Source organism: Serratia sp. PL17 (genome assembly GCF_017832355.1).
Taxonomy (GTDB): Bacteria; Pseudomonadota; Gammaproteobacteria; order Enterobacterales; family Enterobacteriaceae; genus Serratia.
This window is the reverse complement of record NZ_JAFIBY010000002.1, coordinates 434169-447869: the sequence shown is the minus strand read 5'-3', so window position 1 is coordinate 447869 and position 13701 is coordinate 434169. Positions and strand designations below refer to the sequence as shown.

The window sequence follows — 13701 nt, the reverse complement described above, 5'->3', positions numbered from 1 at the left end:
CCGCAGAAACGACAAAGGACGCAATCTCTTGCGCCCTTTGGTGGATATGATTAACACCCGGTGATTAGCGGTGTTCTAAAATCTCGAAGCAATAGCTGTGAGAATTCAGCTCGTCAGCATCGTGGAACTCACTGAACGAAGTTTCCCATTCGTCCGGCTCATAGTCCGGGAAATGGGTGTCACCACCGACTTCGGCATCGATATGCGTCAGGTACATGCGGTTGGCGCGTGGCAGGAATTGGGTATAAATACGCCCCCCCCCCATCACCATGACTTCTTCGACATCGCCAGCAGCGGCCAGTGCTTCGTCCAGTGACGTCGCCCAGGTCACCCCGGTTTCACTGCCAGGACGGCTGCTTAAAACGATATTATGGCGCCCCGGCAACGGGCGACCAATGGACTCGAAAGTTTTACGGCCCATAATAACCGGTTTATTCAGCGTGTTACGTTTAAACCACGCTAAATCTGCTGGCAGGTGCCACGGCATGGCGTTTTCCATACCAATAACGCGATCCGCCGCCAAGGCAGCGATCAGGCTGATAATCATTGTTAAACCCTGTGTAGGCAGCAAAATTGCTCACACTATACGTAAAGCCCTATCTGCCGTCGATAGGCTAATCAAGCAATATGAATATATAAGATAGCTCTTATCAGCATAACTAATACCCATATTTTTTTGCCCGTAAATCCTCAAACGCCGGGACGTTTGCGATACAACCAAAGCCCTGGCAATGACAGCCCGATCGATAACGCGCCGACGATAAAACAGGCCTTCAGAAAATTACTCATCATCGTGGCCATCAGCGCCTCGCTATAACCCAAATGCGAAATCTCAACCACTGAGATCATCGCGGTATACGCGGAGATTCCGGGGAACATCGGGATCACGGCTGCCACGGTAAACACCTTTGGGTGTGCCAGCAGCCAGCGAGACCAATAAATGCCGATGATGCCAATCAAAATAGCTGCCAGCAGCGACGCCCATTCGATGTTCATTCCTGCGTGCATCATCAGCATACGGGAACCGTGGCCCACCGCGCCCAACAATGCGCAATAACGCAAGGCACGCAGCGGCACGTTGAATACCATGGCAAAGCCCAGCGCCGGCACCGCCGCCAGCAACATGTCCTGCAGTAAGGCCCAAAGCAAACTCATGACCACCCCCGCAGATCCCATAGCGCCATCGCCATCACTACACCGATACAGGTGGCCAACGTCAGCAAGCTCGCCATCGCCCAACGCGCCAAACCAGTATTAATGTGCCCCTTGAACATATCGGCGACCGCGTTAATCAGCGGGAATCCGGGCACCAGCAGCAGTACGCTGGCCGCCATCGCCACCGTGGAGGTTTGACTAAACACCGGCAATCGCAGTAGCAGGCCGGAAACCGATGTAGCGACAAAGGCCGTCAGGCAAAAGTTAATCAGCGGATTCATATGACGAGCCGTCAACATTTGGCGCACAGACATCGCCAGGCCACTGGCGATAAAGGTGACTGCAAATGCTTTTTGATCACCACCGTTCAATACGCTGAAGCAGCCGCAAGACAGCGCCACCATCAACACGACCAACCAGCGTGGGTAACGCAGCGGACGGATTTTCTCGAAACGCCGGGCTACGTCATGCGCATCGGCGAGCCGATGCTCCGCCAAAATGACAATGTGTTGTACCTCGGTCACCATCTGCATATTGATGCCGCGGTCAACATTCTTGCGTGTCGTGGTCAGGCATTCACCTTTACTGAGCGTCGTCAGCACGACCGCATTGGCCGAGATCGAACTTTCCACGCTGTCCATCCCCAGCGCCATCCCCAGCCGAGTCGATAACTGCTCCACTACCGTGCTTTCAGCGCCATGTTGTAACAGCAGCAAAGCACACTGAATGCACAGCCGAGTGATTTCACGTTGTTGCCGCTGTGGCGGCGGGATGTCTGTCGTTGTCGGCTGTTGCATAATGTCCCGGGGTTCGCGCTGAGTAGACCCTCTGGCTTTCACTACTGCGGCTTGAAAGACGGCGGGCAGGAATGTTTATCATAGAGTCAAACATTACCTCATTTGGTTGATGCGCATCAGGAGAAGCGGCGTTATTATCAGCGCAATTGGGCCTTTTGTGCAGAGAGTCAAATCATGCTTGAAACTTCGCTGTTCGTTGCCGGTATTGCCGCTTTAGGGATGCTATCGCCAGGTCCGGATTTTTTCCTGGTGATCAAAAACGCGGCCCGTTATCCGCGGCTGGCTGCCATGATGACCGCCTTCGGTGTGTTCTGCGGTGTCGCGACCCATATGTCTTACTGTGTCGCCGGCTTGGCGGTGGTGATCACAACCACACCCTGGTTGTTTAATGTGCTGAAATACGCGGGAGCGGTATACCTGATTTGGGTTGGTATTCAGGCGTTACTGTCACGCGGTGGCAGTAAGATGAATGTCAGTAATCTGCCGCAACAGCAGGTGAGCCTGAAAAACGCCTTTGTACAAGGATATCTGTGTAATCTGCTTAACCCAAAAGCCACGTTATTCTTCCTGGCGGTCTTCACTCAGGTACTGCAGATCAACTCTGGGCTGGGCGAAAAACTCTGGTACGCGGGGATTATTCTTGGGCTGTCTGCCCTCTGGTGGCCGGCGTTGGTATTCCTGATACAAAGCGGGCCGGTACGCCGTGGGCTGGAAAAGACCCAGAAGATCGTCGACAAAGTGCTGGGCGGCATGCTGATTGCCTTGGGTATCAAGGTCGCGCTCAGTTAATTGCCCCTTCTTACCTGTCGCTGCCGCGTTGTTGACGGCATACATTTACCCCGGTCACTTGGCTCACCAAGCTCCCGGGGATTCATGGACTTGCCGCTTAACCGCAACATCCCGTACTTTGGGTCAATATCAGCATGATTATCCCTTGGCTTCTACCACCTCATCCTCCGGTGCCTTACCGTCAATACTGCCACGCCAACCACTTTGCTGTACTCTCGCCAGCCGATTTTGGTCCTGCTCGATAGCAGCGCTGAGCATCTCTTTGGCCCGCTGCAAGCTGGCAATGCGGAATTCTGTATCCTGGTAATTCTCCAGCGTTTCCTCCAGCATTTTCTGGTTATAACGCCGGAAGGTATCGGCTTTCTCACGTGCCTCGTAGGCATCCAGCCCCAACAGCTCCAGTGTTTCACGACCGATACGCAGTGAGCTTTCAAAGGTTTCACGTTCCGGGCTTTCCACCCCCAACTGCCGCAGCTGATACCAGTGATCAACGTCACGTGCACGCGCCACCACCTTAAGATGTGGGAAATGCCGCTTGGCCAGTTCGGTCAGTTGCAAGTTGGCCTCTACGTCGTCGATAGCATTAATCAGCACCTTGGCGTGCTCAGCCCCCGCCGCTTCCAGCAGATCGGCACGGGTGGCATCGCCATAAAATACTTTCGTGTCGAACTTGCGCAGAGTTTCAATATGGTCTGGGTCGTGATCCAACACCACGGTATGCACACCATTGGCCAGCAATAAACGGCCGGCAATCTGGCCGAAGCGACCAAACCCGGCAATGATTACGCTGGCATTCTCATCGTCAATCTCATCCGCCGGACGTTCATCTTTCGGCGCGTTCTTCTCAAGCCGGGCGGCCACGACCAACAACAAAGGGGTCATCGCCATCGACAGGGCCACTGACAGCGTCAATGACTTAGCCCATTCTGGCGGCAAGACCCCAGCCAGTTGCGCAGCCGCAAAGATCACAAAAGCAAACTCACTGCCCTGACCTAACAAGATGGCAAACATGCCACGCTGACGTTTTGGCACCCCCAGCCACGGCCCAATCAGCCACAGTAACGCTGCTTTAATCAGCATAAAGCCCAGCAGTAGCGACGCGATCAGCAACGGGTGGTGGAACAGGGTGCCGAAGTCGATAGACATGCCGACACCGATGAAGAACAGCCCGAGTAACAGCCCTTTGAATGGCTGAATATCGCTTTCCAATGCGTGGCGGTATTCAGAACTCGCTAACATCACCCCAGCGAGGAAAGCCCCCATCGCCATCGACAGCCCGGCCATTTCCAGCAGAATGCCAAAACCAAAGACCAGGAACAGTGCTACGGCGCTGAAGACTTCGCGCATACCGGAACGGGCGACAAAATGCAGCAACGGTCGAGTGACATAGCGACCAAGCAGTACCACCGTCGCCAATGCCCCAACCACCTTGGCAGCCGACAGGGCGAATGATGCCAACGTGGTCGCAGTACCGCTGCTGGCCAATAGCGGAATCATCGCGACCAAAGGGATCGCCGCGATATCCTGGAATAACAACGCCGCAAACGCGCTGCGACCAATCGGCGATGGCGTCAGGTTACGCTCACTCATGGCCTGCATGGCAATCGCGGTGGAAGACAATGCCAGAGTCAGACCGATCAGCAGCGCCACCTTCCAGTCCAGTCCGAGGAAATAACAAAACGCGCTCAGCGCCAGCCCGCACGACGCCATCTGAATAATACCGCCGCCAAACACCGATGCCCGCAACGTCCAAAGCCGTTTCGGATCCAACTCCAGGCCGATGATAAACAACATCAGCACCACGCCGATCTCGGCAAAGGTGAGGATCGACTCAGCGTCGGAAACCAGCTTCAGCCCCCAGGGACCAATAATGCAGCCAGCAATCAGGTAGCCCAGCACAGAGCCCAGTCCAAGCCGCACTGCGATCGGCACAAACAATGCGGCCGATCCTAAATAGATCAGCCCCTCAATCATCATCTGGTGATTATCCATTTTCGACTCCCTGCTCAACGGGTTCGCTGTGTTCCATCAGATACGTTATCAGCCTTTGGCGATAGGCTTCCCCAGCGGCCATCAACGCCGGCTCATTGCAGGTAAAGGTGTTATGCACGGCAAAATACGGCAGCCAATTCATGCCGCAATACAATGCGGTCGCCTGCAACGGTTGTGCCAGTGCTGCAAAGTTGGGGTAATCGCCCAGCTCGAAATGGTGTTCATCGCCACCGCTGGTTACTGCCCACAGCACATCTTTACCCACCAAGGCATTGCCTTCATGGCCATAAGCCCAGCCATGTTCCAGCACTTTATCGATCCACAGTTTCAGTAACGGCGGTTGGCTGTACCACTGCATCGGGTGTTGCAACACCACCAGATCGGCGCGCTCCAAGGCTTGCTGCTCGGCATTGATATCGATATTGAAGTCGGGATACAGCTCGTACAACGAGCGCACCTCCACCTCAGGAATATCCTTCACTGCCTGTAGCAGACGGTGATTGGCATGCGAATGCCGGGGATAGGGATGGGCGTAAATAATGAGAATCATGTTGTCGTCGTTCCTTCGTTCCATGCTAATACATCAAGCATATACCAATCACACAGGGTGACAGTTTGCTGAATGATTGATAGCGGAAATTTCTAATTCAAGACAACAAATTCCCTGAACAAGTTAAAAAAATAAGGGCGCTGCAGCTGCAGCGCCCTAAGGCTTACGGCATTATCGAATTACTTGCCGATGCGTGCGTGCAGCTCCTGCACCGACGTCACTTGCTCGGTCGGATCTGCCTTCAGCGCCATCGCAGTGGCAAAGCCGCCGTTCAGGGTTGTGTCGTAATGCACTTTGTACTGCAGTGCGCTGCGGCGAATCAACTTGGAGTCTTCAATCGCCTGACGACCGGCCGTGGTGTTAACGATGTAGGTGTATTCGCCATTCTTGATACGATCCTGAATGTGCGGACGGCCTTCATGCACTTTGTTGACCAGGCGCGGGTTAATTCCCGCCTCGCCCAGCACCACTGCGGTGCCGTGAGTGGCATCCAGCTCGAAGCCCTGTTTCAACAGGCTTGCGGCCAGGTCCACCACGCGGGCTTTATCGCCTTCACGCACAGAGAGCAGTGCGCGGCCCTGTTTTTTCATGCCTGACTGGCTGCCGAGCATCGCTTTGGAGAAAGCTTCTGCGAAGGTGCGGCCAACGCCCATCACTTCCCCGGTAGAGCGCATTTCTGGCCCTAAAATCGGGTCAACGCCTGGGAATTTGTTGAACGGCAGTACCACTTCTTTCACCGAGTAGTACGGCGGGATAACTTCTTCCGTTACGCCCTGCTCAGCCAGTGTTTTACCTGCCATCACACGCGCAGCCACCTTGGCCAGCGGCACGCCAGTAGCCTTGGAGACAAACGGCACGGTACGTGCAGCTCGTGGGTTGACTTCAATCAGGTAGACTTCGTTGTTCTTCACGGCAAACTGCACGTTCATCAGGCCACGAACCTGCAGCTCAAACGCCAGTTTCTCAACCTGTTGACGCATCACGTCCTGAATTTCTTTGCTCAGGGTGTACGCCGGCAGTGAGCAAGCGGAGTCACCGGAGTGTACGCCAGCCTGTTCAATGTGTTCCATAATGCCGCCAATCAGCACCCGCTCGCCGTCGCAAATGGCGTCGACGTCCACTTCTACCGCGTCATCCAGGAAGCGGTCCAGCAGTACCGGGGCGTCGTTGGATACGCTGACCGCGTTTTGGAAGTAGCGACGCAGGTCGATGTCGTCATAGACGATTTCCATCGCACGCCCGCCCAGCACATAGGAAGGACGCACCACCAGCGGATAACCGATACCGGCCGCTTTCTCTACCGCTTGTTCGATAGTGGCAACGGTAGCATTAGCAGGCTGTTTCAGGCCCAGACGGTTCACCGCCTGTTGGAAACGTTCACGGTCTTCGGCACGGTCAATCGCATCCGGGCTGGTGCCGATAATCGGCACACCTGCAGCTTCCAGCTCACGTGCCAACTTCAACGGGGTCTGGCCACCGTACTGCACGATCACGCCTTTAGGCTTCTCGATGCGCACGATTTCCAGCACGTCTTCCAGCGTCACCGGCTCGAAGTACAGGCGGTCGGAGGTGTCGTAGTCGGTAGACACGGTTTCCGGGTTACAGTTGACCATAATGGTTTCGTAACCGTCTTCACGCAGTGCCAGCGAGGCGTGCACGCAGCAGTAGTCGAACTCAATACCTTGGCCGATACGGTTCGGACCGCCGCCCAGCACCATCACTTTCGGACGGTCATTGGTCGGGTTGGACTCGCACTCTTCTTCATAGGTGGAGTACATATAAGCGGTATCGGTAGCGAACTCCGCTGCGCAGGTATCCACACGTTTGTATACCGGGTGCAGGCCATAACCGTGACGCAGTTTGCGGATTTCGCTTTCGGCGACGCCAGCCAAAGTCGCCAAACGCGCATCAGCGAAGCCTTTACGCTTCAGGGTGCGCAGGAACTCTTGAGTCAGGCCGTTGATGCCGGTTTCGGCAACCTGCTCTTCCAGACGCACCAACTCTTCAATCTGTACCAGGAACCAGCGGTCAACGTTGGTCAGGTTGAATACGCCATCAACTGACAGGCCGGCACGGAAGGCGTCAGCGATGTACCAGATACGATCGGAGCCAGCATCTTTCAGCTCACGACGAATTTTGGTCAAGGCTTCCGGGTCATCCAGGCTCACTTTCGGGTCAAAACCGGTCGCGCCCACTTCCAGGCCGCGCAGCGCTTTTTGCAGTGACTCTTGCTGGGTGCGGCCAATGGCCATCACTTCGCCGACCGATTTCATTTGGGTGGTCAGGCGGTCATTGGCACCGGCAAATTTCTCGAAGTTGAAACGAGGAATTTTAGTCACAACGTAGTCGATTGACGGTTCAAACGAAGCCGGGGTACGGCCACCGGTGATGTCGTTCATCAGCTCATCGAGGGTGTAGCCCACCGCCAGCTTGGCGGCGATTTTGGCAATCGGGAAGCCGGTGGCTTTTGACGCCAGCGCCGAGGAGCGGGATACGCGCGGGTTCATTTCGATGACGATCAAGCGGCCGGTTTTCGGGTTAACCGAGAACTGCACGTTGGAACCACCGGTTTCGACGCCAATTTCACGCAGCACCGCCATCGAGGCGTTACGCATGATTTGGTATTCTTTGTCGGTCAATGTCTGTGCTGGCGCCACGGTGATGGAGTCGCCGGTATGGATACCCATGGCGTCGAAGTTTTCGATCGAACAGACGATGATGCAGTTATCGTTCTTATCGCGCACCACCTCCATCTCGTACTCTTTCCAGCCGATCAGCGATTCGTCAATCAACAGTTCTTTGGTCGGTGACAAGTCCAGACCGCGTTCGCAGATCTCTTCGAACTCTTCACGGTTATAAGCGATGCCGCCACCGGTGCCACCCATAGTAAAGGAAGGGCGGATGATGCATGGGAAGCCAACGTCAGCGGCAACCGCCAGCGCTTCTTCCATGTTGTGTGCGATGCCTGAACGCGCGGTGTCCAGACCGATTTTCTTCATTGCTACGTCAAAACGGCGACGGTCTTCCGCTTTATCGATCGCATCAGCGGTCGCGCCAATCATGGTCACGCCAAACTCGGCCAGTACGCCTTGACGTTCCAGCTCCAGCGCACAGTTCAGTGCAGTCTGGCCGCCCATGGTCGGCAGCACGGCGTCTGGACGCTCTTTCTCGATAATTTTACGCACCACTTCCCAGTGAATTGGCTCGATGTAGGTCGCATCAGCCATTTCCGGGTCAGTCATGATCGTGGCCGGGTTGGAGTTCACCAGAATGACCCGGTAACCCTCTTCGCGCAGCGCTTTACACGCCTGAGCACCCGAGTAGTCGAACTCACACGCCTGACCGATAACAATCGGGCCAGCGCCGAGGATCAGGATGCTTTTTATATCAGTACGTTTTGGCATTTTTTTGCTCCTGATTATTTGGCGTTAGAACGGTAAGTCTCGATCAATTCGATAAAGTGATCGAACAGCGGCGCGGCATCGTGTGGGCCCGGGCTGGCTTCAGGGTGACCCTGGAAGCTAAACGCTGCTTTATCGATGCGGTGAATGCCCTGCACCGTGTGGTCAAACAAGGATTTGTGCGTGATGCGCAGTTCGGCCGGCAAGTTATTTTCGTCCACTGCAAAACCGTGGTTCTGGGCGGTAATCATGACGCAGTCGTTATCCAGGTCTTTCACCGGGTGGTTGCCGCCGTGGTGACCAAGCTTCATCTTCACGGTTTTTGCGCCGCTCGCCAGTGCCAGCAACTGATGACCGAGGCAGATGCCGAACACCGGAATGTCGGTCTCCAGGAACTGTTTAATCGCAGTGATAGCGTAATCACATGGCTCTGGGTCGCCAGGGCCGTTGGACAAGAAAATGCCGTCCGGATTCATCTTCAAGACTTCATCTGCCGGCGTCTGTGCGGGTACTACCGTCAGGCGGCAACCGCGATCCACCAGCATGCGCAGGATGTTACGCTTGGCGCCGTAATCATATGCCACGACGTGGAATGGCAGTTCAGAGGCTGCTTTGGCTTCCGGCAGTTCGCCTTCCAGTGTCCAGCTCCCCTGCTGCCAGCTGTAAGCTTCCTGGGTGGTCACTTCTTTGGCCAGATCCATGCCTTTTAGACCCGGGAAGGCTTTGGCCTTCGCTAATGCCAGAGCGGCATCCGGCGTGTCAGCGGCGATGATGCAACCGTTCTGTGCACCCTTTTCACGCAGCAGGCGAGTCAGCTTGCGGGTATCAATATCGGCAATCGCCACAATGTTATGGCGCTTCAGGTAATCAGACAGACCTTCTTCGTTGCGGTAGTTGCTGGCAATCAGTGGGAGGTCACGAATGACGAGGCCTTGGGCGTGTACTGCGGAGGATTCTTCGTCGGAAGCATTGGTGCCGACATTGCCGATATGGGGATAAGTAAGAGTAACGATCTGGCGGGAGTAGGAAGGATCAGTGAGGATTTCTTGATAACCGGTCATCGACGTATTGAAGACCACTTCCCCCACTGCCGTACCCTCTGCCCCGATGGCCCGACCGTGGAATTGGGTTCCGTCTTCGAGAACCAATAGCGCTGACTTAATCAAAACACCCTCCAAGGAATAATCAATCACAATATTTGCATATTAATTCAGATATCGCGATCTAAATCAATGCAAAAACCGCCCTCAAGGTCAATTTTTGGCAAATTGGGCGCATTTTAATGATGAGTGCTCCGCTTGTCTACCCAAAGCGCCATTTTTTCTCTTATTTTTGCACTTCTCGGCGTTTAATAGCCCCAGCAGCCATAAAAACACCGCTAAACTCGGGCTGGTAAACGGTTGCGGGATGGGATGACAAAAAATTGCACTAGCGACGCTAAAATACGGGGTTTAAAACATCATCAAAGCCTATTACGGATGAAATAACCCATTAAAACACACACAAAAACACATCAAGAACACAGAAATAATCGAAACCATCGTTTTCAGTGTTAAAAAAAAGGACAATAAATTATTGTCCTTTAATCATATAATTATGATTAATACAACCACATCACGATGGTGTATAAATTAATTAAAACTGGTCAAGACCCAGCACATCACGCATATCAAACAGGCCTTTATCACGCTTACTTAACCAAATAGCGGCCTTAACTGCTCCACTGGCAAAAGTCATACGACTGGAGGCTTTGTGGGTAATTTCTACCCGCTCGCCAATGTCGGCAAACATGGCTGTGTGTTCACCGACAATGTCGCCAGCGCGGATAGTGGCAAAGCCGATGCTTTTTGGGTCACGTTCGCCGGTATAACCTTCACGTGCATACACGGCGCACTCTTTAAGATCACGCCCCAGCGCACCGGCAATCGCCTCCCCCATCGCCAACGCAGTCCCCGACGGGGCATCCACCTTGTGGCGATGATGCGCTTCAACAATTTCAATGTCGGTATAATCCCCCATCACCTGGGCTGCTTTTTCCAACAGTTTCAGCACCAGATTAACGCCCACGCTGAAGTTAGCGGCAAACACGATGCCAATCTGCTCGCCAGCGGCGCAGATGGCATCTTTGCCCGCATCATCAAAACCGGTGGTGCCTATCACGATAGCTTTTTTGTGTTCGACACAGAAAGCCAGATACGCCAGGGAGCTTTCCGGACGAGTGAAGTCGATCAGAATATCAAAATCACCGACAACGCTTTCCAGGCTGTCGCTCACGGCCACGCCCAACTTGCCTATGCCTGCCAGCTCACCCGCATCAACACCGATCAGACTTGAACCCGGGCGTGAAATCGCCGCACCCAGTACCACGCCAGGCACCTGTTGTACCGCCTGGATCAATTGACGGCCCATGCGGCCGCCGGAACCCGCAATCGCAATGCGGATTTGTGAATCAGTCATACATGCTCTCTTGTCATTGTGATATCAGCACCCGAGATAATTCAGAGCGACACCCAGGCCGCAAAGGCGCGTTTCCCGATGAACGTACTCTTACGGGTGATCGAACGCAGCCAACACAGATGCCACTTCAAATATGATGGGGATATGGGTTCAGGTTAACTGCCACACCTTATCACCACCAGAGGATTCATTTCATAATTAGAAAATTATGATATTGGCTGCTTTTCATCAGTAATGCTGTCAATAGGTTAACATTCGCTGCAATACACGCCAATTCAGGGTTATACATAATCATGCAGTTTTGACCGGTTGAATCTGCATAAAAAAAGGCACCACGAAGGGTGCCTAAGAGGTGATAAGACGGGCTGCTTAACCGGTTAAGGCCGCCACTTCCTCGGCGATTGCCGCCAGCGCATCATGGCGCGCATAGTCGGCCTGGACCAGCGCCGCACGCTGTCGATACAGCGGCTGTGCCAGGATCTGTTGTACGGCCTGCCTCAGCAGTGCTTCATCTGGAGTGCTGGTATGCAGGTTTATCCCACATCCCGCAGCGACCACCCGCGTAGCGGCCTCGAGTTTATCTTCGCCCGTACCGGCTACAATCAAGGGTACGCCGTGATCCAACGCGGCGTTGATCGAACCGTAACCGCCGTTGGTGATCAACAACGCCGCCTGCGGCAACCAGTGATCAAAAGAGATAAACGCCTGCACCCTGGCATTAGCAGGCAAAAGTGCCTGCAAGGCTTCAACTGAACGCCCACCGGTGGTCGCTAAAACTCGCACAGGTAACTGCGCCAGCGCCTTCAACGTTGGGACTATCAACTGGTGCAGATCGACATTCGCCAGCGTGCCCTGCGAGACGATCACCAGCGGACGACGGTCGGCCTCATCCCACAGGTCTGGTGTCTTATCCGCCGCCGCGGCACTGCGCAACGGGCCAATAAAACGCACGCTGTCAGGCAAATCGTCACGGGGATATTCCAGCGCCGGGGTAGCCAGTTGCAAGAATCGATCGCAACCGCCAATCAGTGCATCAGTAAACGCCTGTTGCAGCGGTTTACCGCCGGATTGTGCCATCGCAACATCAAAACGCTGGTTCACTTCATCGATGAGCAAACGGGTCGCGTCATCCACCAGTTGCTCACGCAGCAAATCGCGTGGCAATAACCCGGGGGGTATTCGCGGCCCGTAGAAGATCGAATCCGTTGAAGAGTACGACAAAGGTGTCACGCCGATGCCGATCACCGGAGGACGGTCCACCCTTTGCAGCAGTGGTAACACGCCATAGAAGCAGTTTTCCACCATCAACAAATCCGTGGCCTCAGCCGCGATCGCGGCGCGCAATTGCTGATCCAACAGCGGGATCGGCGCAGCAAAAAAATCTTTCAGCGCCAACGCCATCTGCGCATTACCCGGGGGCAGCGCAGCGCGCTCTGGAAAGTGCTGCTCAAGATAGCGGTAATCAAAATCTACCCGCTCATCAAAGGCGATAAATTGTGCGCCAGCCGCTTCTGCACGTTCACGAAACAGGGCACCGGTCATCACCCGAACCTGATGCCCTTGCGCAATCAGGTATCGAGCAATGCTCAGCATCGGATAAACATGACCCGGCGTTGCCACCGCGGTCATCAGAATACGTGCCATAACGGGTTAAGCCTCTGCGTTAGCCGGCTTTAGCGCCAAATTGGCACACACCGGGTTACTCTGAATATGCACGCGCTGCAAATGACGTGCGGAACGGGCAGTGAACCCTTCACGGCCGTGCAATAACGAGAAGTTGTCCGCAATGACGACGTCGCCCTGCTGCCATTGATGGGCATAATAGTGGCGCGGATCGTACAAATGCTGCTGCAGCGTCTGATGGAAAGCCTCTTGTTGATCTTGCGGCACACCGTGGTATTCCAGGGCGTGCTGGTTCAGGAATTTCTTGCCTTCGGTCGGCGGCTCGTTATAGCGCATGATCTGCCCGTGGCCGCTTGGATGCGTCACCACCAGCGGTGAGCACACCTCACCGCCATAATGCACCACCTGCTTAATACGGTAGGAGATCGATACCGTCAGCCACTGGGCCAACAGTGATTCGTCGGCATTGGCCAACAACCGCGTGGTATCCACAAAGGTCGTCCGTCCGCCTTCATCCTGTGAAGGTGCCGCGACGCAGTGGAACAGCTGAAATTCAGGAATGGTCGGTTTGTACATACCATCCCAATGCAGTGGCACATAGCTGCTATCAAAAATGTGGTCCTTGGCGTCCGGGTGTTCTTTCACGTCCAGCACCGCACCGAACGGCCACATCATGATGTCTCCCCACCCCTCGGCATAATGCGTCAGTACCTGTGGATCGGTAAAACCGGAGCCAAAGCCGCGCAACACCAGCAGGTGATGCTGCTGCGCCAATGCCCGCAGTGCAGCCACGGGCAGTTCGCTGATGTGTTGCCCAGGGTGCATAGGGGTCAGTACCGCACCAAAGGGGGTATTCAGTTCAATGCGGCAGTTCAGTGTTTGATTGTCCATCAGTAACTCTCCTTGAATCGAATTTGCTGCTCACACGGCAACCGTA

General features: G+C 54.7%; 11 protein-coding genes. 1 reads left to right on the top strand and 10 read right to left on the bottom strand.

All coding sequences use genetic code 11. From position 1 onward, the window contains the following. Positions 1–64 precede the first annotated feature (64 nt). From folA to JOE25_RS10820, 3 genes are all read right to left on the bottom strand, one after another. Entirely contained in the window at positions 65–547 is a 483-nt protein-coding gene (folA, locus tag JOE25_RS10830) for a type 3 dihydrofolate reductase (RefSeq protein WP_037420718.1), read from the bottom strand. A 143-nt stretch (positions 548–690) separates the two neighbouring features. Beyond that, positions 691–1155: a threonine/serine exporter gene (locus JOE25_RS10825; RefSeq protein ID WP_209635013.1), complete on the bottom strand. Its 465-nt coding sequence runs from the start codon at positions 1153–1155 to the stop codon at positions 691–693. Then, positions 1152–1952, bottom strand: coding sequence for a threonine/serine exporter ThrE family protein (locus JOE25_RS10820; protein ID WP_209635012.1), 801 nt, complete (start codon positions 1950–1952; stop codon positions 1152–1154). Before JOE25_RS10820 ends, JOE25_RS10825 begins: the two co-directional genes overlap by 4 nt. Before the next feature lie 174 nt (positions 1953–2126). On the opposite strand from JOE25_RS10820, the gene JOE25_RS10815 reads away from it, so the two are divergent. Continuing rightward, on the top strand, positions 2127–2741 hold the full coding sequence (locus tag JOE25_RS10815; RefSeq protein ID WP_209635011.1) for a LysE family translocator: 615 nt from the start codon (positions 2127–2129) through the stop codon (positions 2739–2741). 138 nt (positions 2742–2879) lie between these two features. On the opposite strand, the gene kefC is transcribed toward JOE25_RS10815, so the two are convergent. From kefC to JOE25_RS10780, 7 genes are all read right to left on the bottom strand, one after another. Further along, positions 2880–4733 (bottom strand): glutathione-regulated potassium-efflux system protein KefC, encoded by a 1854-nt coding sequence (gene kefC / locus JOE25_RS10810; protein ID WP_209635010.1) that lies wholly within the window; start codon positions 4731–4733, stop codon positions 2880–2882. Continuing rightward, entirely contained in the window at positions 4726–5283 is a 558-nt protein-coding gene (gene kefF / locus JOE25_RS10805) for a glutathione-regulated potassium-efflux system oxidoreductase KefF (RefSeq protein ID WP_209635009.1), read from the bottom strand. The genes kefC and kefF overlap by 8 nt, the downstream gene beginning before the upstream one ends. Before the next feature lie 179 nt (positions 5284–5462). After that, on the bottom strand, positions 5463–8687 hold the full coding sequence (gene carB / locus JOE25_RS10800; RefSeq protein ID WP_209635007.1) for a carbamoyl-phosphate synthase large subunit: 3225 nt from the start codon (positions 8685–8687) through the stop codon (positions 5463–5465). A gap of 14 nt (positions 8688–8701) precedes the next feature. After that, a complete protein-coding gene (gene carA, locus JOE25_RS10795) occupies positions 8702–9850 on the bottom strand; it encodes a glutamine-hydrolyzing carbamoyl-phosphate synthase small subunit (RefSeq protein ID WP_209635004.1) in 1149 nt (382 codons plus the stop codon). Between the two features lie 469 nt (positions 9851–10319). Continuing rightward, complete coding sequence (gene dapB / locus JOE25_RS10790) at positions 10320–11141, bottom strand: 4-hydroxy-tetrahydrodipicolinate reductase (protein ID WP_209635002.1); 822 nt, start codon at positions 11139–11141, stop codon at positions 10320–10322. A 369-nt stretch (positions 11142–11510) separates the two neighbouring features. Further along, complete coding sequence (locus JOE25_RS10785; RefSeq protein WP_209635293.1) at positions 11511–12770, bottom strand: nucleotide disphospho-sugar-binding domain-containing protein; 1260 nt, start codon at positions 12768–12770, stop codon at positions 11511–11513. 21 nt (positions 12771–12791) lie between these two features. Further along, the gene (locus tag JOE25_RS10780) at positions 12792–13655 is read right to left on the bottom strand and encodes a TauD/TfdA family dioxygenase (protein ID WP_209635000.1); all 864 of its coding nucleotides are present in this window, start codon (positions 13653–13655) and stop codon (positions 12792–12794) included. Between the last annotated feature and the right edge of the window lie 46 nt (positions 13656–13701).

Coding starts and splice junctions, on each gene's coding strand:
- JOE25_RS10825 (WP_209635013.1), bottom strand. CDS start 1,155: ATGAGTTTGCTTTGGGCCTTACTGCAGGACATGTTGCTGGCGGCGGTG.
- carB (WP_209635007.1), bottom strand. CDS start 8,687: ATGCCAAAACGTACTGATATAAAAAGCATCCTGATCCTCGGCGCTGGC.
- JOE25_RS10785 (WP_209635293.1), bottom strand. CDS start 12,770: ATGACCGCGGTGGCAACGCCGGGTCATGTTTATCCGATGCTGAGCATT.
- JOE25_RS10780 (WP_209635000.1), bottom strand. CDS start 13,655: ATGGACAATCAAACACTGAACTGCCGCATTGAACTGAATACCCCCTTT.
- JOE25_RS10820 (WP_209635012.1), bottom strand. CDS start 1,952: ATGCAACAGCCGACAACGACAGACATCCCGCCGCCACAGCGGCAACAA.
- JOE25_RS10815 (WP_209635011.1), top strand. CDS start 2,127: ATGCTTGAAACTTCGCTGTTCGTTGCCGGTATTGCCGCTTTAGGGATG.
- kefF (WP_209635009.1), bottom strand. CDS start 5,283: ATGATTCTCATTATTTACGCCCATCCCTATCCCCGGCATTCGCATGCC.
- kefC (WP_209635010.1), bottom strand. CDS start 4,733: ATGGATAATCACCAGATGATGATTGAGGGGCTGATCTATTTAGGATCG.
- dapB (WP_209635002.1), bottom strand. CDS start 11,141: ATGACTGATTCACAAATCCGCATTGCGATTGCGGGTTCCGGCGGCCGC.
- folA (WP_037420718.1), bottom strand. CDS start 547: ATGATTATCAGCCTGATCGCTGCCTTGGCGGCGGATCGCGTTATTGGT.